13 protein-coding genes are annotated in these 18,869 nt (G+C 50.1%); 4 read left to right on the top strand and 9 right to left on the bottom strand.

Annotated features, from left to right (window positions below):
* Positions 1–149: 149 nt before the first annotated feature.
* Together BZG80_RS14150 and dld are read left to right on the top strand one after the other, a co-directional pair.
* Complete coding sequence (locus tag BZG80_RS14150; RefSeq protein WP_077679653.1) at positions 150–1,850, top strand: L-lactate permease; 1,701 nt, start codon at positions 150–152, stop codon at positions 1,848–1,850.
* A 99-nt stretch (positions 1,851–1,949) separates the two neighbouring features.
* Complete coding sequence (dld, locus tag BZG80_RS14145; protein ID WP_077679652.1) at positions 1,950–3,761, top strand: D-lactate dehydrogenase; 1,812 nt, start codon at positions 1,950–1,952, stop codon at positions 3,759–3,761.
* A 30-nt stretch (positions 3,762–3,791) separates the two neighbouring features.
* Here dld and BZG80_RS14140 read toward each other — a convergent pair whose 3' ends face one another.
* The 3 genes from BZG80_RS14140 to hrpA form a co-directional block, all read right to left on the bottom strand.
* Positions 3,792–4,643: a DNA ligase gene (locus tag BZG80_RS14140; protein ID WP_158011560.1), complete on the bottom strand. Its 852-nt coding sequence runs from the start codon at positions 4,641–4,643 to the stop codon at positions 3,792–3,794.
* A 149-nt stretch (positions 4,644–4,792) separates the two neighbouring features.
* Positions 4,793–5,428: a murein L,D-transpeptidase catalytic domain family protein gene (locus BZG80_RS14135; protein ID WP_236719505.1), complete on the bottom strand. Its 636-nt coding sequence runs from the start codon at positions 5,426–5,428 to the stop codon at positions 4,793–4,795.
* Between the two features lie 181 nt (positions 5,429–5,609).
* A complete protein-coding gene (hrpA, locus tag BZG80_RS14130; protein WP_077679655.1) occupies positions 5,610–9,446 on the bottom strand; it encodes an ATP-dependent RNA helicase HrpA in 3,837 nt (1,278 codons plus the stop codon).
* 228 nt (positions 9,447–9,674) lie between these two features.
* Between hrpA and BZG80_RS14125 the strand changes: the two genes are divergently transcribed.
* Entirely contained in the window at positions 9,675–10,139 is a 465-nt protein-coding gene (locus BZG80_RS14125) for a tellurite resistance TerB family protein (protein ID WP_077679650.1), read from the top strand.
* 13 nt (positions 10,140–10,152) lie between these two features.
* On the opposite strand, the gene btuD is transcribed toward BZG80_RS14125, so the two are convergent.
* The 6 genes from btuD to pheS form a co-directional block, all read right to left on the bottom strand.
* Entirely contained in the window at positions 10,153–10,956 is an 804-nt protein-coding gene (btuD, locus tag BZG80_RS14120; protein WP_077679649.1) for a vitamin B12 ABC transporter ATP-binding protein BtuD, read from the bottom strand.
* Positions 10,956–11,939, bottom strand: coding sequence for a vitamin B12 ABC transporter permease BtuC (gene btuC, locus BZG80_RS14115; RefSeq protein ID WP_077679654.1), 984 nt, complete (start codon positions 11,937–11,939; stop codon positions 10,956–10,958). The genes btuD and btuC overlap by 1 nt, the downstream gene beginning before the upstream one ends.
* Positions 11,940–12,043: 104 nt before the next feature.
* Positions 12,044–13,075, bottom strand: a complete 1,032-nt coding sequence (locus BZG80_RS14110) for a succinylglutamate desuccinylase (RefSeq protein WP_077679648.1) — start codon at positions 13,073–13,075, stop codon at positions 12,044–12,046.
* A 170-nt stretch (positions 13,076–13,245) separates the two neighbouring features.
* Positions 13,246–13,542: an integration host factor subunit alpha gene (gene ihfA, locus BZG80_RS14105; RefSeq protein ID WP_077460508.1), complete on the bottom strand. Its 297-nt coding sequence runs from the start codon at positions 13,540–13,542 to the stop codon at positions 13,246–13,248.
* Positions 13,543–13,946: 404 nt separating this feature from the next.
* Positions 13,947–16,349, bottom strand: coding sequence for a phenylalanine--tRNA ligase subunit beta (gene pheT, locus BZG80_RS14100; RefSeq protein ID WP_077679647.1), 2,403 nt, complete (start codon positions 16,347–16,349; stop codon positions 13,947–13,949).
* Between the two features lie 19 nt (positions 16,350–16,368).
* Entirely contained in the window at positions 16,369–17,352 is a 984-nt protein-coding gene (gene pheS / locus BZG80_RS14095) for a phenylalanine--tRNA ligase subunit alpha (RefSeq protein WP_025744396.1), read from the bottom strand.
* A 310-nt stretch (positions 17,353–17,662) separates the two neighbouring features.
* On the opposite strand from pheS, the gene BZG80_RS14090 reads away from it, so the two are divergent.
* Positions 17,663–18,691: a lipoate--protein ligase gene (locus tag BZG80_RS14090; RefSeq protein WP_077679646.1), complete on the top strand. Its 1,029-nt coding sequence runs from the start codon at positions 17,663–17,665 to the stop codon at positions 18,689–18,691.
* Positions 18,692–18,869: the final 178 nt, after the last annotated feature.

Genomic DNA, 18,869 nt, shown 5'->3' with positions numbered 1-18,869 from the left:
CATTATTTCCATATATCAGAGAAATGTAAACGCGTAATGTCACACCTTGTTAACATTACGTCACCGAGCTGTCAGCAAAATAACAACACATGAGTGACGCCACTTTTTTACGTGATTTAACGGAAGAGACGCCTAACTAAGGAATACTTATGACAGATACCCTCTACGCCCTCGTTGCGTTCTCACCCATTGTGGTGGCTGCTATTTTACTGGTGGGGTTAAACTGGCCTGCCAAAAAGGCGATGCCGGTTGCCTTTATCATGACAGTCTTGATCGCACTATTCCAGTGGCAAATGAGCGCAGCCCGCGTATCGGCCTCTATTGCCCAAGGACTCATTATCACCGCCGCTGTCCTGTGGATCGTGTTTGGTGCCATCCTTTTACTTAACACGTTAAAGCACACAGGCGCGATCACCGTGATTCGAAATGGTTTTACCACTATCTCGGACGACAGGCGAATACAAGCCATTATCATCGCTTGGTGTTTCGGCTCTTTTATTGAGGGAGCATCTGGGTTTGGGACACCTGCTGCAATTGCCGCGCCACTCTTGGTTGCCATCGGTTTCCCTGCGCTTGCAGCGGTAGTGGTCGGCATGATGATCCAGTCAACCCCTGTGTCATTCGGCGCCGTGGGGACCCCCATTATCGTCGGGGTTAATAAAGGATTAGACAGTCATGCTATTGGTCAGACCCTCACCGCCAACGGCAGCGATTGGGCCACCTACTTGCAGGCAATTACCACGCAAGTCTCGTTTATTCATGCGGTGATCGGCACCCTTATGCCGCTGCTCATGGCTATGATGCTGACCCGTTTTTTTGGAAAAAATAAAAGCTGGAAAGAAGGCTTGGCGGTCGCGCCTTTTGCAATTTTTGCTGGTTTAGCCTTTACGGTTCCCTACGCGCTCACCGGCTGGCTGCTCGGCCCGGAGTTTCCATCACTACTCGGCGGGCTCGTCGGTATTGTGCTGGTCACGATAGCCGCGCGGAAAGGATTTCTTGTTCCCAAGACGCAGTGGGACTTTGATGATGAATCCACGTGGCCGACACATTGGCTAGGATCATTAAAAATGGACCTTAAAATCCAAGATAAACCCATGAGCATGGCTATGGCTTGGACGCCCTATATACTATTAGCTGTCTTCTTGGTGATTAGCCGCGTCAGCCCAACCGTTAAAACCGCACTCACGGATGTGAGCTTAAGTTTCTCCACTCTGTTTGGTGAAACGGGCATCAATGCCGCCATTCAGCCTTTATATCTCCCTGGGGGCATTCTGGCATTTGTGGCCTTACTCGCCGTCTTATTACAAGCTCGTCAATTAGCCCCACTAATGACAGCTGCACGCGAGTCGAGTAAAACACTGATCGGCGCCGGCTTTGTCTTGGTCTTTACGATTCCAATGGTGCGTATTTTTATCAACTCAGGCGTGAATGGTGCCGAACTCGTCAGTATGCCCGTGATGACCGCACGATTTGCCGCTGATCTGGTCGGCGATGGCTTCCCAGCGCTGAGTGCAACAATTGGCGCATTAGGCGCATTAGGCGCATTTATTGCCGGTTCAAACACCGTTTCGAACATGATGTTTAGTCAATTTCAGTTTGAAGTCGCACAGACCCTGGGCGCATCGACGGTGGTTGTCATTGCTCTACAGGCCGTTGGCGCGGCCGCTGGCAATATGATTGCAATACACAACGTCGTCGCCGCCTCTGCAACCGTTGGCTTACTTGGGCGAGAAGGCGCGACGCTCAGAAAAACGATTTTACCCACGCTGTATTATTTAGTCGCGGCCGGCATTATTGGCATTATATTGGTGAACATACTGCAATTTGCTGATGTGCTCACTGTAGCGTAATCTCAATCCATCAGGCCGAGCGTCTCTCGGCCTGCCTCACCACAAGCGGGCCAGCTAGGCTGACCCCAGCCTTTGTAAACATGAAGGAAAGGAACGCTTATGAATACCCCATCACGTTTGTCGTCAACCCAGCAGCAAACTTTTCTCTCGACGTTGACGGACATCGTGGGCAAAGACAACCTCCTTACCGATAAAAGCCAAACCCAGCACTATCGCATGGGGTGGCGCTCTGGGGGCGGATCGGCACTGGCCGTGATCTTTCCAACCTCGTTAGTGATGCAATGGCGCGTGCTACAAGCTTGTGTTGCAGCCGATGTGGTCATGATTATGCAAGCGGCTAACACGGGGTTAACCGAGGGCTCTACGCCCAAAGGGGATGACTATGATCGTGATGTCGTTATTATCAACACCACCCGCCTCGACGGATTACAATTGATTGATGATGGCAAGCAAGTGATCAGTTTCCCTGGCACCACACTGCATCACTTAGAGAAAACGTTGCGTCCCCACCATCGAGCGCCTCACTCGGTCATCGGCTCGTCGTGTATTGGCGCCTCAATTGTCGGCGGCGTGGCGAACAACTCAGGGGGAGCGCTAGTGAAGCGTGGCCCAGCTTATACGGAATATTCGCTATTCGCGCAACTGACTGAACACGGTGAATTAGTACTGGTCAACCATTTAGGTATTGCCCTGGGTGACGACCCAGAAACCATACTCTCTCGCGTTGAAAAAGGGGATTACCGTCGCGAAGACGTTGTGTTTGACGACCGTAAAGCCTCCGCCCATGACTATGAGCACATCTTGCGTGATGTCGATGCCGACAGCCCTGCTCGTTATAACGCAGATAAACGTCGCCTGCATGAAGTAAGCGGGTGTGCCGGTAAACTCGCTGTGTTCGCTGTGCGACTAGACACCTATCCTATCCCTGAGCGCGAGCAAGTTTTTTATCTGGGTACCAATGATCCAGATGTCTTCAATACGCTGCGTCGACGTGTACTGTCTGAATTGTCGCATTTGCCAGAGGTCGGTGAATACATGCACCGTGATGCCTTTAATATCGCCGAGCGTTACGGAAAAGACGTGTTTCTCGCGATTGGGCAACTGGGTACCGATTCAATCCCCAAGATGTTTGCCTTAAAAGCCCAGATCACCGCCTGGTTAGACAAAGTACCGCTGCTGCCTAAGTCCTTACCCGACAAAGTGATGCAGTATGCCAGTCAATTATTTCCTCAGCATTTACCCAAACGCATGTTGGCATTTCGCGATCGATATGAGCATCACTTGATCGTGAAAGCCTCTGACGAGGGCATTAATGAGATATCCGCCTTTTTAAGCCGCTTTTTTGCCGAGCACCCAGACAGTGACTATTTTGCCTGTAATGCGGATGAAGCCAAAAAAGCGATGTTGCATCGTTTTGCCGCCGCCGGTGCAGCGATCCGCTATCACATTATGCACCACCGGGATAGTGAAGACATTTTGGCTCTCGACATTGCACTAAAACGTAATGAAACCGAATGGCAAGAACACTTGCCCGAAGAGATTGAACAAAACATAGTGACAAAGCTCTATTACGGCCATTTCTTCTGTCATGTGTTTCACCAAGATTATGTGATCAAAAAAGGCGCAGACGTGGCAGCAATCAAAGCTAAGATGCTGGCGCAATTAGAAACCCGCGGCGCGAAATATCCGGCAGAGCATAATGTGGGACACCTTTATGCGGCAGAGCCCGATTTAGCCAACTTTTATCATCAGCTTGATCCAACCAACAGCTTCAACCCTGGGATCGGAAAAACCGGCAAGAAAAAGTACAGCACCGATTGCCAATGTCTTGACCATCAATTGCGGCACCCAACCTCGGATACCGTGATCAAGACAGCAACGTCAGGCTCATCGACAACCGCATCTCACTAGCCGCCGAACAACAAGCGAGTCAAGTCGCGCCTAGAGTGCGACTTTTTCTCGTATAAAGCGGGCAAAACGTGGGATCCCTTTATCCGTCACGCCGTTATAACGTACGACAATGGTCTGCCCCTTCTCAGGCGGGCGTTGACGCTGTTGATCGGTAAAACCAGAGCCAACGTTAAACACAGTGCCATCCGCCATCTGCACTTGGAGTGATCCCATCATTCCGGTCAAACGTCCCTGCCCCGGATTCATTCCCACCACAGACACATCGACTTCTTGGTACGCCTTAAGCTTGACCAAGCTATCAACGCGCGCGCCAAGGTATAAACTCTCTGGATGATGCAGCATCAGCCCTTCGCCACCCGCGTCGGTGATTTGAGCCAAGCGATCGGCCAGTGCTTGGTCATTGGCCACCGGCTGCTGCTCAACCCACTGGATCACGTCGCCTCCTTGCTCGGCCAGGCGTTTTAATGCCAGATAGCGCTCAGCGAAGGGGCCAGGATGCTGTGGAAGATCGAACACGTAAAAACCAATACGTTGCCAGTCACTGTCATTTGGCGTCTTATCAAGTACCGTTCGCAATACGGTTTGAAATTCACCGCGCCCAGCCCATAACTCCCCATCAAGGGGCACATTAGGCAAGGCTGCCAGAAACGATTGCGGTGCATGAATGGGATTCCCCTGGCGCGTCAACAATTCCGTGCCGGTCCAGTAGGCCCGAATGCCGTCTAGCTTCTCACTCGCCCAAAAGCCTTGATAGCTTTGTGACGCTAACTGCCCATCCACGCCGTGCATCAATGCCGGTGCCGATGGAGCACTCAATGATATGGCCGGGGATAGCACACAAGCAGAAAGCAAACCAATACTGAGCCCGTTAATATATCGCATCATTGTCCTCCTTATCGCATAAGGCTAAAGGCTAACCAGAATCTAAGCCTAAGCGGTAAAAGGAAGATGATTTTGGCAGTAAGCTAGCAACAGTTATTGTTCGGTAGTGAGGTTTGCAATGCATCGTGATAACTGACTCGCGGGCTTTTTTATGCCTGGTGGGAAAAGGCATAGATGAAGGTGCCATTTTTGATCACATCAATCACACGAGATGATAAATCAGTGGGTAATGCCGGGCATCCCCAACTTCGTCCAAGACGACCGCTTTGCTCAATCATGGCGGGATTGGCGTAGTCAGCACCGTGAATCACAATTGCCCGTTCACGCGCCTTATCATTCAAACCTTCAGAGAGGCCATCTAAGCGTAGCGAATAGCCGTGTTTGCCGTGATACGTTTCCGCAGCACGATAAATGCCGAGGGATGTTTGTCGCGAATTGACGCGATTAGAAAACGTCTTGGCATACAGATTCCCGCTGTTCTTGCCATGCGAGACGTACGAACGAAAAAGGACATTACGCGTTTTGACATTAATCACCCAAAAGCGTTTCTCGGTCGACGGCTTACCATAATCAATCAACGTCATCACAGGTTTGGCACTGTGATGCTGGGAAAAGTGACGGTAGGCATCGGCAAAAGCGTGATAAGACACCTCTCCTTCAAGGTGAAGGGATTGATATAGCCCACTGACGTCATCTTTAAAGCTGGCCAATACGGGATGAGAGATGCTCAACGTAAGTAAGCCCAACAGCCCAAGTCCCCAAGAGGGAAGAATGAATCGCATCATGATGTGCTCCTTGTTTTGCCACTGCAATACAGGCTATCTAGTTAGCGTGCCTGTATTGACAAAAACAAAAACCGTGCCATAAAGACACGGTTTCATTAGCTATTGATAGTTAGGTAATTTAATCAGCTCACCGCAGACCGACGTACACGCGCAAGTCGACGGTGGCAGAAGGTTGCCACAATTAAAGCGCAGCCATTGCGTTTTTGATCCGCTTATCAGACACCGGGTACGGGGTACCCAGTTGCTGAGCAAAGTAACTCACGCGTAGCTCTTCAATCATCCAACGAATCGCCTTCACCTCATCAGGCACCGGCTTTCCTTTTGGCAGCTTGTTATACAGCGTTTTATAGTCGTTCATGACCGACTCTATCTTGAGCATATGGTTACGATCGCGCGTCGGATCGACGGGTAATTTTTCTAGTCGACGCTCTATCGCCTTCATATAGCGCAAAATATCCGGCAGCCGCTCCCAACCACAGTCGGTGGCAAACCCTTTGTATATCAAGCCTTCCAATTGCGCTTTAATATCAGACATAGCAAATGCCATCGACAAATCTACTTTGCCTTTCAGTTTTTTGTTGATAGTAAACGCATGCGTCAGGATTTGCTCAACGTGCTGAGCAATGTCGACCACTGTATCGCCTAGCTCTGCACGCACGGTTTCTTTTAACGACTCAAACTCGGCCTCTTCCCAAGTAAGGCCGCCGTGCTGAGCAATTAATTTATCGACGCCACAAGCAATACAATCATCGATTAAATCCAGCACACGCCCATAGGGGTTAAAGTACAGCCCCAGCTTTGATTTGTTGGGTAAATGTGCATGAAGATACTTAATCGGCGATGGCACATTGAGTAAAATCAACCGGCGCTGTCCGGCCTGCATCGCTTTTATTTGCTGATCTTCCGTTTCAAATAAGCGAATCGCGACGCTGTCTTTTTCATCCACCAGTGCCGGGTAAGCCTTGACTTCAAAGCCATGTTTTTTTTGCTGATAACGCGATGGCAAACGGCCAAAGTGCCATTGCGTGATCCCTTGCTGCTCAATGTCATCATCTGCCACGTCCGACAAGGTGGCCTGAACCTGGTCTTTGAGTGACACTTTAAGCGCGTTCAGATCTTCGCTTTCCGCGAGGGTTCGATTTTTATCATCGACGACGCGGAACTGCATCCGCAAATGCTCTGGCAGTTGGCTGAAGTTCCAGCTTTCACGCGCAATCGTCACCCCTGACATCTGCTTAAGGGCTTTTTCCATACTATCTAGCAAAGGCGCCTCTAGTGGCGTCACGCGCTGTAAGATTGCATCGGCATAGTTGGGGGCCGGGACAAAGTTACGACGTAACGGCTTAGGCAAGGATTTGATCAATGCGACAATCAGCTCATGACGCAGACCCGGCACATGCCAATCAAAGCCCTCTTCAGATACCTGGTTGAGAATCGGTAACGGAATATGCACCGTGACCCCATCATGATCTTGCCCGGGTTCAAACTGATAACTGAGCTTGAGTTTGACGTTATCTTGATACCAAACGTTGGGATAATCTAACTCGGTGACATGGCTCGCATCACCTTGCAGCAGCATGGCTTTTTCGAAATTCAGTAAATCGGGATCGTCCTGACGGGCTTTTTTCCACCAGCTATCAAAGTGGCGACCACTGACCACGCTGTGATCGAGACGCTGATCATAAAAATCAAACAAGGTGTCATCGTCTGCCAAAATATCGCGGCGACGCGATTTAAGCTCTAGCTCTTCCACCTCCGCAAGCAGCTTTTGATTTTGACGGAAAAAGGCGTGCTTAGTCTGCCAGTCGCCTTCAACCAGCGCCGAGCGAATAAATAGTTCGCGGCTGAGCACAGGATCAATCGGGCCATAGTTTACTTTGCGGCTGGCAACAATCGGGATCCCGTATAAGGTCACTTTTTCGCTTGCCATGACAGCCGCCTGCTTCCGAGACCAATGCGGCTCACTGTAGGTGCGCTTAATCAGATGCTGCGCCAAGGGTTCGACCCACTCGGGTTGGATCCGCGCGGCAATTCGCCCCCATAATTTGGAGGTTTCGACCAGCTCGGCCACCATCACCCATTTAGGCTGTTTTTTAAATAAGCCCGATCCAGGAAAAATATGGAAACGTGCATTGCGGGCACCTTGGTAATCGTTCTTCTCTTGGTCTTTTAAACCAATATGACTCAACATACCGGCGAGTAAGGCCATATGCACAGCCTGATAGTTTGCCGGCTCTTGGTTAAATGCGCTGTTTTGCTCTTTCATTACCTGGGTAATTTGGTAGTGGACATCTTGCCACTCTCGTACACGCAGGTAGTTGAGGTAGTCTTTTTTACACTGCTTGCGGAACTGGTTATTCGACAGCAATTGTTGCTGCTCTTTCACGTAGCCCCACAGATTAACATACGCTAAAAAGTCGGATTCTTTATCGGCAAACCGGCGGTGCTGCTCATCGGCTTGTTGCTGTTTGTCCGCCGGACGCTCACGCGGATCTTGAATCGCCAGCGCGGCAGCAATCACCATCACTTCATTGAGTGCCCCATACTTAGGCGCTTCAATCACCATGCGCGCTAAACGCGGATCAATCGGAAGCTTGGCCAGGGTTTTGCCCACTCCCGTCAGCTGACGCTTGGAGGCCACTTGTCCGGATTTAATTGCCCCCAGCTCTTCGAGTAAGCGCACACCGTCTTTAATGTGACGGCTATCAGGTGGCTGAACAAACGGAAAGGCTTGAATATCACCCAGACCAAGCGCCGTCATTTGCAAAATCACCGACGCCAGATTGGTTCGAAGAATTTCCGGATCGGTAAACTCAGGTCGACCTAAAAAATCGTCTTTGCTATAAAGGCGAATACAAATCCCTTCTGACACACGCCCGCAACGGCCCTTACGCTGGTTGGCACTGGCTTGCGAAATTGGCTCAATGGGCAACCGCTGTACCTTGGTGCGGTAGCTATAGCGTGAAATGCGCGCCGTACCCGGATCAATCACATACTTGATCCCCGGGACCGTCAACGAGGTTTCTGCGACGTTGGTGGCCAGTACAATCCGTCGCCCAGAATGAGATTGAAAAACACGATTTTGTTCGCCGGCAGAAAGCCGAGCATAGAGCGGTAAAATCTCGGTATCCCGTAACTGGCGACGTTGCAAGTGATCGGCTGTGTCACGAATTTCTCGCTCACCATTCATAAAGATCAGAATGTCGCCTGGCCCTTCGGTGCAAAGCTCATCGACGGCTTCGCTAATCGCTTCAAGCTGATCGCGGTCGCTTTCATCGTCTTCAGCCAACGGACGATAGCGCACGTCAACCGGATAAGTGCGGCCAGACACCTCAATCATGGGGGCATTGTTGAAATGCTTAGAAAAACGTTCTGGGTCGATGGTCGCCGAGGTGATGATGACTTTTAAGTCGGGACGCTTTGGCAGCAACTCGCGCAAATAGCCGAGAATAAAGTCGATATTGAGGCTACGTTCATGCGCTTCATCGATGATAATGCAGTCATACTGATTGAGATAACGGTCATGCTGAATTTCTGCTAACAAGATCCCGTCAGTCATCAGTTTTACTTGCGTCGCATCTGACACCTTGTCATTAAAACGCACTTTATAGCCGATACTACGGCCAAGCTCGACATCAAGCTCATCAGCAATGCGAGAAGCAACAGAGCGCGCCGCCAAGCGACGTGGCTGCGTGTGACCAATGGTCCCTGCAACACCCAGCCCTAATTCCATACAAATCTTGGGTAGCTGAGTGGTTTTACCCGATCCCGTTTCACCGGCAATAATCACTACCTGATGGTTGGCAATAGCCTCGGCAATATCGTCTTTTTTCTGACTAACGGGCAATGCCTCAGGATAACTAATGGTGGGCGTGCTCGTTTGTCGCGATAAGACGCGCTGCATGCTTTGCGCCATATCCGCGGCGATTTGATCGTAAACGGCCTGTTTGGCATCGTTTTTATTGATTTTCTGCGCACCGTGAATGCGTTTTTTAAAGCGAAAACGGTCTTGCAGCATACAATCGTTTAAGGCTGCAAATAGCGTGTCTGGCGTGTTGTGATGACGTGAACTCAAGGCGATTCCTGCTTACTGCTTAATCTTTTAAGGCGTTTATCAGTGTCACAGCCGATAAATAAGGTTGATTGGTGTCGCATCCTATCACAAAGTAAAAAGAATCAAACCTGCATAGGATTCGCGCCGTATTCTATGACAGACCGAAATGACTTCGCAGTAGGGAGAAGCGCCATGCTTAAACAGCTATTTAGTAAATTAGAATCTGCCTTTGCGGCCGATCTGGGGCAACAGGGCGATCAGGCAGGCTTATCACGGCATCAAGCGATGGCTGGCCTGCTCAGTGAAGTCGCCATGGCGGATCATGATATTGATGAAAGGGAGAAGGAGACCAAGAAAGCACGGATCTGCCAACTGTTATCGCTTGAGACCACGCAAGCTGAATTGTTACTTGAGCAAGCACGACAACACAGTGAGCATGCAACGTCACTCTATGAATATACCGACAAATTACGCGATCTCGACCCGCACACACGGATTTTGCTTATCGAAGCCATGTGGTCGGTGGCTTACGCCGATGAAAACATCGACCCCTTAGAGGAAGCCGTGATTCGAAAAACGGCCGAGCTACTTTATGTCGATCATGCTGACTTTATTCGCGCCAAATTAACGGTTATCGACAACGATGAGCGTGACTAGCAACGCGTGGTAGTTAACTCGTTCGCGCACGCATAATCACGGGGCCATTTACCGTGGAGACTTGCTCGAGCGGAGTCGCAAACACCTCTGAAAGTTGGCGATCGGTTAACACCTGCCCAGGGCGCCCAGTGGCAACAAGGCGTCCCTGGTTAAGCAATAATACCTTATCGGCATGTACCAATGTCCGGTTGAGATCGTGATTCGCCATCACAATCGCAATGCCATAAGTTGCTGCCATCATGCTAATTTCTTGGTAGATGATTTCTTGTTGTGCCACATCAAGCCCAGTTGCCGGTTCATCCAGTAATAGCAGACACGCATGAGGGTTAAGTGACGGCAGCACTTGCAACAAAGCGCCGGCGAGACGAACACGTTGCCATTCTCCTCCGGACAAGCTATCAATGCGCCGATGGAGTTTATCGGAAACAGCTAAACGCGAGGCGATATGATTCACCGCCTCATCACGTGCGCTGCCAGCCATTCGCTGTAAGCTTTGTTTTGGTAAGCTTGGTCTTGGTAAGCTATCAAGCACCAGATTAAGGTATTCAAACACCGCCATGACGAACGCCGGACGTTGATGCTGCATCAGGTAGCCGCGCCACTGCGCCAATGTTTGCCGGGTTTGACCGCCGAGACGTTGGCCATTGATCGCGATGTGACCAGTCTCTGGCATCTCTAATCCCGAGAGAAGCTGTAACAAGGTACTTTTGCCACTGCCATTAGGCCCAATTAAATGCACCACCTGCCCAGCTTCAACGGATAGGGAAAGGGGGAAAAGCCGCGGCGGCAAACTCACATCTTGCGCATGAACCACCATTACCCTGCCCTCACTAACATCCAAATAAACAAAGGTGCACCAATCACACTGGTCACCACACCAACAGGTAACTCCGCCGAGGGAATAATAAGCCGTCCAATGGTATCCGCACAGACGAGCAATAATGCGCCGGCAAGCGCCGACATTGGTAGCAAGTAGCAATTACGGCTGCCCAACCATAAGCGCAAATAATGCGGCACAATTAGACCAATAAAGCCGATCACACCGGCCGTCGCAACCGATACCCCAACCAGTATGCTCACGAGCACAATCAACTGCCAACGCAGCCGATGAGTATCAAGTCCCAATTGCTGTGCTTGTTGGTCGCCAAGCATGAGTTGATCGAGTTTTTGCCCGTAGCGCCATAATAGCGCAATACAAGGTAAGGTTATCGACAATATCGCAACATGCTCTAAACGCATGCCCGATAGCGATCCCATTAACCAAACCATTAATTGGCGTAGGTTAAAGTCGGTGCTGAAATAAAATGTCAATGTCACTCCCGAGCCGGCTAAGATGCTCAGGGCAACCCCCACCAATAAAATTCGGGACGTGGCTAATGCCCGGCGTGCCAACATCACCAATATTAAGGTAAAGGCACTGGCGCCTAGCATCGCAGCAATCGCCATATGCGAGCTTGATGCCCACGTAGGCGCAAGCAGTAATAATAAGACGACCGCAATGCTCGCCCCACCGGAGATCCCAAGCACACCCGGCTCAGCCAAAGGATTACCCAGCAATACTTGCAAGCTGGCTCCCGCCATCGCCAGCGACGCTCCTATCAATAATGCAGCTAACACCCGAGGCAAACGCAGCTGGATCAGCAGTTGTTGCGCCAATGGCGAATCGGGCGCGAGCGGATTAATCCAGAGCTCTCCCACACTCAGCGCCGCGCCACTGGCTAACAACAAAAGACAGGAAAAAAGACATAACGCGCGCCGCCAACGGATATGTTGGCGGGCGGTGAGTGATGACACTTGCATGGGTCGTTCGACCATCTATTCAGCACATAATAATGCAATGTACTTTACCGACTGAATCAACGGTTGAAAAGCGCTAACGCCCAGCGTGTGGCAAGAGTACGCAATTACGCTGATGTTGTATTCACATACAAGGGCTGGTCGGCATCAGGGCGAAAAGGCGTGGCTAATAATCCAGCACGATGGCCAACCGGCACATTCGCATTGGGGAAGATCACGACTTCACCGTCTTGCTCAGCATGAATGCTCATGCCTTCATCCGTGGCCAAGCATTCACCTTGCTGAAACGGCGTAAAGTTCTTCGCCGAGGATGAAAACGTCAGCGCAAACTGCTCGGTGTGTTTCGTCAACGTGCGTGTTACTCGATAAAAACGCATGGGTGTCAGTGTCGAGGGCAACGCAGTCTCGCTAAGGAGCGTGCGTAATGTCTGATTAAGCGGTGCATACTCACGCATGTCGTTCTCATACAGTGGCGCAACACGCCCCATTTCTAAGGTCGCCGCCAAGGCATCATGATGGTTGGCGCTGTACCAACTGAATGTGGGGGATGGCGATTGTGACAGAACACTCGCATCCATTTGCGCATCGTTGAGCAAGGCCGCCAGTGGGCGTACATCCGTCGCTTTAGACGTTGTGGGGATCACACCAAACATATAGTGGACAGAGTCGCGAATAGCGCTGTGTAAATCCAAGTGCCAACGCTGCATTGACGCGGGCTGCGCCGCAAAAAAGTTACTGACTGCTTGCTGTAGCTGGTTGGCCAAGTAGTGTTCTTCGTTTTTTTCTTGATTCCAGCCACCAAAAAGACGGTTCAAGTTATCTTCAATAAACCGGGTATGGGCTTTAATGGCTTCTGCATGACCAATAATAAGCAGTAACGGCACCGTCGGAATCAATGCGCCACTGAGAATATCGGCCAGCAACCCGTCAATCAGCTCAATCGGTGCGGTTTCATCACCATGGATCCCCGCAGATAAGACCACGCAACGCGAGACCGTGGGGTTGTCAGGTTGAATGCGAACCACACCGGGCATGTGGTGTATGAAGGTCAGAGACGACTGATGCCATTGGTCGGCTTGGAACGCGTGAGGCGCGGTCAGGGCGGCATCAATAAAGGCGCCTGGGCGTGCTGTCAGCATAATGCTTCCTTTTATTACAACTAGACAACAAAACGTTACAACGAGATAACCAATAACCCCAGTGTTTTATCCTGACAATGTGATCATGTATAGACAAATTAAAAAGCCGTGAACCAAAGGCACACGGCTTTCTATTGTGGTGCTATCACCACCGACAAGTTGATGTAGGCTTACTTTTCAACTTCTGCATTTTCAACTCGTGCTTTAAGTTTTTGGCCGGGTCGAAAAGTGACAACACGACGCGCCGTGATCGGAATATCTTCCCCTGTTTTAGGGTTTCGACCGGGCCGTTGATTCTTGTCTCGCAAATCAAAATTACCAAAACCGGACAGTTTGACTTGCTCGCCACTTTCAAGCGCTTTTCGTACTTCTTCAAAAAACACTTCGACTGTATCCTTGGCGTCCCGTTTGCTAATCCCGATATTTTCAAACAGGTTCTCAGCCAAATCGGCTTTCGTGAGCGCCATAGGTTTTCCCTCAAGAATTGTTTAACATATTGGCAATACCGCAGTATCGACACCGCCATTCTACACGTGGTCTACGCGTCTTTAGCCCTTGTATTTTAGGAACATTCGAAAACCACTTAAAAACAAGTGTATGCCAACTGGCTGATTTGCGCCAACTTTTTTACATGAAAAAAAATAGCGCCATGTCCAAAAAATTGACCTTTTAAACCAATGCGTTACACGTTTATCTGCCGTTACGTCTATAAATGGACAACCTCTGTGGTCGATATTAGACGCTTTTATCAATAATTGAACAATTAATAAACAAATATAGCGAGTTTATTCAGTTTTTCAAACGCATAGATGTTAGGCCATTTAGGCATAAAAAAAGCAGCGTTACCGCTGCTTTTTTCACTTAAATGGGGCTAATCTCGCAAGACCACGCCCAGTTTTTCTGAGAGGTTGTGCACGACACCCGACACCGCGTCACTGATATCGGCCTCTTCTAGGGTGCGCTCATCCGATTGCAAAATAAGTGCTATCGCTAAGCTCTTCTTCCCGTCTTCTACCCCTTTACCGGTATACAGGTCGAAAAGTTGTGCATCTTTAATCAGCGCATTACCACTTTGCAAACACGCAGCGACTACATCACCTGATGCGAGCGACTCATCGGCAATCACCGCAATATCACGACGGTTTGCAGGGAACTTGGACAGACCGGCCGCTTCAGGAATAAAGCGCGTATCAATCGCTTGCCATTCCAGCTCAAACACCACGGTGCGCCCATTTAAGCCAAACTCGCGTTCTAGCTCTGGGTGTAGCGTACCAATATGGCCGACAACATTGCCATCAAACTCAATCGCTGCAGTTTGGCCTGGGTGCATCGCAGGATGAGAGGCTGACACAAAGCGGAAATCATTCAACTGACCGGTTAGCTCAAGCACCGCTTCCAGATCCCCTTTCAAGTCAAAGAAATCAACCGTTGCGCTGGTCAGAGCCCAATGCTCTTCGCTACTTGGTCCGGCAATAATCCCGGCAAGCATCCGCTCTTGGCGAATGTTATCTTGACGTATGTCACCGCTCATATCGCCTTCAGGCGTGAAGCGTAAACCAAACTCAAACAAACGTACGCGCGGTTGTTGACGCTTTTGATTATAGGCCACCGTATTGAGCAAACCAGGTAATAAGCTTAAGCGCATCGCGGACATATCCGCCGAGATGGGGCTTGGCAGGATTAACGGCGCCACATTCGGCACAATCAACGCCTGTTGCTTGGGCTCAACAAAGCTATAAGTGATCGCTTCATGGAAACCACGGTCAACCAGAAGATCACGTACACGCTTGAGTGGCATCGCCGCTTCTTTATATTCGCGCATGGTGAGCGCAGCTTTCGGCGCACGGGTCGGAATATTGTCGTAGCCATAGATACGACCCACTTCCTCAATCAAATCTTGCTCGATGGCAATATCAAAACGCCAGCTTGGTGCCGTTGCTTCCCAACCTTGATCGGTGGTCGTCACCGCACAGCCTAAGCGGGTCAAAATGGCATCGACATCCTTGTTGTCAATAGCATGCCCGAGTAAACCATCGAGCTTGGTACGACGAAGTGTGACAGTGTCACAAGCTGGCAAGGTGTTAGTGGACTCAGCCGTCACAATCTCGCCCGCTTCGCCGCCACAGATAGCCAGCAATAATTCAGTGGCTCGCTCCATCGCTGCGGCTTGCAGTGCCGGATCAACCCCGCGCTCAAAGCGGTGAGATGAATCTGTGTGTAGACCATAGCTACGTGCGCGACCACGAATCGCTTCCGGGGCAAAAAAGGCTGACTCTAACAGAATATCTTGGGTTTCTGTGGTCACACCTGACTCTTGGCCGCCAAAAATGCCTGCCATCGCCAACGCTTTTTTCTCATCCGCAATAACGAGCGTTTGCGTATTTAGTTTGGCTTCATTGCCATCAAGTAAGGTCAGTGCTTCGCCTTCTTCGGCTAAACGCACCACGATGCCACCTTCAATCTTGCCAAGATCAAACGCATGCATTGGCTGACCTTGCTCAAGCATCACATAGTTGGTGACATCCACCACAGGATCGATAGAACGAATACCACTGCGACGCAGTTTTTCTTGCATCCACAACGGGCTCTGCGCATTAAGATCAACGTTTTTTACCACACGGCCCAGATAACGTGGGCACGCTTGCGGCGCATCGATGCGCACCGATACTTTGTCTTCAATGCTGGCAGCAACAGGCGTAATGGTAGGCTCTGTTACATCGGTGCGGTTTAATACGCCCACTTCACGCGCCAAGCCACGTAGGCTCAAACAATCAGCGCGGTTTGGGGTCAAATCCACATCGATGGTGACATCGTTGAGTGCAAGATAATCACGGATGTCAGTACCAATCGGCGCGTCAGCGGGCAATTCGATAATCCCATCCGATTCCACATCGATACCCAGCTCGGTGAACGAGCACAACATACCGAATGATGGCTGACCGCGTAGCTTAGCCTTTTTGATTTTAAAATCACCCGGCAATACCGCTCCAACCATGGCTACCGCCACTTTTAAGCCTTGGCGACAATTCGGCGCACCACAGACAATATCCAGTAACTCATCGTTACCTACATTAATTTTAGTGACCCGCAGTTTGTCTACGTCAGGGTGTTGACCACATTCCACCACTTCACCCACAACCACACCGCTAAACTCGCCAGCCACGGGGGCAATCTCGTCAACTTCAAGACCGGCCATGGTGATCTGGTGGGCAAGCGCGTTGGTGTCGTTTGCTGGATTTACCCACTCTCTCAACCAAGATTCACTGAATTTCATTATTACCTTGCCCCACTGATTACTTAAATTGTTTCAAAAAGCGCAGATCGTTCTCAAAGAACGCACGAAGATCATTCACGCCATAGCGCAACATGGTTAGGCGCTCAACCCCAATACCAAAGGCAAAACCTTGATATTCCTCTGGGTCAATGTTCACCGACCGCAGGACATTGGGGTGAACCATGCCACAACCTAAGATCTCTAGCCATTTGCCACCTTTACGGCGCACATCGACTTCCGCTGAGGGCTCGGTAAACGGGAAATAGGAAGGACGGAAACGTACTTCGAGATCTTCCTCAAAAAAGTTGCGAAGGAAGTCGTTCAAAATACCTTTTAGATCGGCAAAGGTAATGTCTTTATCGACCAGTAAGCCTTCTACTTGGTGGAACATGGGCGTGTGCGTTTGGTCGTAATCGTTTCGATAAACACGGCCTGGCGCAATAATACGGAATGGCGGCTTGCCGGCTTCCATGGTCCGGATCTGAACGCCCGAGGTATGGGTACGCAACATCAAATCAGGGTTAAAGAAGAAGGTGTCATGATCGGTACGCGCGGGATGATCGGCTGCGATGTTCAATGCATCAAAGTTATGGAAGCCATCTTCCACTTCCGGTCCAGCTTCCACCGAAAAACCAAGCTCACCAAAAAATTGCTCAATACGCTCAATGGTGCGCGTTACCGGATGCAATCCACCGTTTTCAATCCGGCGGCCTGGCAGGCTCACATCAATGGTTTCGGCGGCCAGTTTGGCTTCTAGCTCAGCACGTTCTAGTGCTTGCTTACGTTCAGCAATCGTCTGCTGCACGGTTTGCTTAGCCTGATTAATCTTCTGACCCGCTTCGCGGCGTTCTTCAGGAGGCAATTTGCCTAAAGCCTGAAGCTGTGCGGTTAACTCACCCTTCTTTCCTAGGTATTTTACCCGGACTTCATCCAATGCAGCCACAGAGGCAGCATCGGCCACCGCATTGGTTGCATTCGCAAGAATTTCTTCTAATTGTTGCATTGTTTCCTCGTCGACCCGTTGGGCAGTCCAAACCAGGTAGGTGCGTGACAATACCTGCTGACATCATGGTTTCACCCATTGTCTGAGCAAACTGACAGAGTCGTCTTGTTATACGCCTCAATGCCAATTGACTGAGAGAACAGGTAATAAATTGACCTTACATACTAATTAATGCCACGACTAATGCCAAACGCTAAACGGCATTTAAGCCATTTTTCCTCGCCATCAGCTACCGGTTTATCCATTTTGTTGGCATAGATGAAGAGTTTGCTATGCTACGAGCCGAGATCTCGACGAATTTGGAGCCACTATGCAAGACAACAATCATCCTTTACGCGTGTTTGTATCCACCTCGACCCACCCTTGGTTTAATTTGGCGGTGGAAGATACGATTTTCCGTACCATGTCATCAGCGCAAAATGTGCTCTTTCTTTGGCGTAACGACAATACGGTGGTGATCGGGCGTGGTCAAAATGCATGGCGCGAATGCAACACTCGTAAAATGGAACAAGACGGCGTTGTGTTAGCCCGACGCCAAAGCGGTGGTGGCGCCGTGTTTCATGATCTCGGCAATACTAATTTTACCTTTATGGCCGGCAAGCCCGGTTACGACAAGTCGGTATCAACACAAATTGTACTCGACGCGCTGAAAAAACTGGGAATAGATGCCGATGCCAGTGGACGTAATGACCTCACCATGAAGACGCCCGAAGGCCCAAGAAAAATATCGGGCTCTGCCTATAAAGAAACCAAAGATCGCGGCTTTCACCACGGCACCCTATTGATTAATGCCAACTTGTCGCGACTGGGCGATTACCTCAACCCTGATCCCAAAAAGCTGCAAGCCAAGGGCATTACCTCTGTACGCGCGCGGGTAGCGAATATTTCCGATTATGTCCCGGAGATCACCCACCAAGCCCTGTGTGATGCGATCAAATCTGCATTCTTTAACCACTATGGCAATACCGCTGAGATTGAATACATCGCTCCTGAGGCCAAACCCGATGTCGAAGGCTTTAACGCCATCTATGAAAAACAGTGCAGTTGGGAATGGAATTTTGGCAAAAGCCCGCAATTTATGCATACGTTTGATGAACGCTTCGAATGGGGGGGCGTTGAGCTGCATTTAGATGTAAAAAATGGCGAAATCGCCGACTGTCAGCTATTTACCGATAGCTTAACGCCAGGGCCGCTAGAAATACTGGCAAGCCAGTTGATCGGACAAACCTATCACTCGGAAACACTCTATCAATTTGTCACCAGCCAGGCAGAGGCAAATCCAAGCCACCAGGCCATGTATCAGGATATTGCCCTTTGGCTGCGCCACGCCCTCGCTTGATAGGCACACATTAACAGTGACCCCCATCACATAATTCCCTCTCTTTTTGATCCTACGCAAAGACGCACTCAGCTGTCACGTCACTATAGGTGACAGCTGTTCAGTGCGACAAAATTTCATTATTCAGATAAAAATCATCATTAATGACGGCATTACTGCTTAAATAATAGTTTTTAAT

This window comes from Salinivibrio sp. MA440 (assembly GCF_001996265.1).
Taxonomy (GTDB): Bacteria; Pseudomonadota; Gammaproteobacteria; order Enterobacterales; family Vibrionaceae; genus Salinivibrio; species Salinivibrio costicola.
This window is presented reverse-complemented; position numbering and strand designations above follow the sequence as displayed.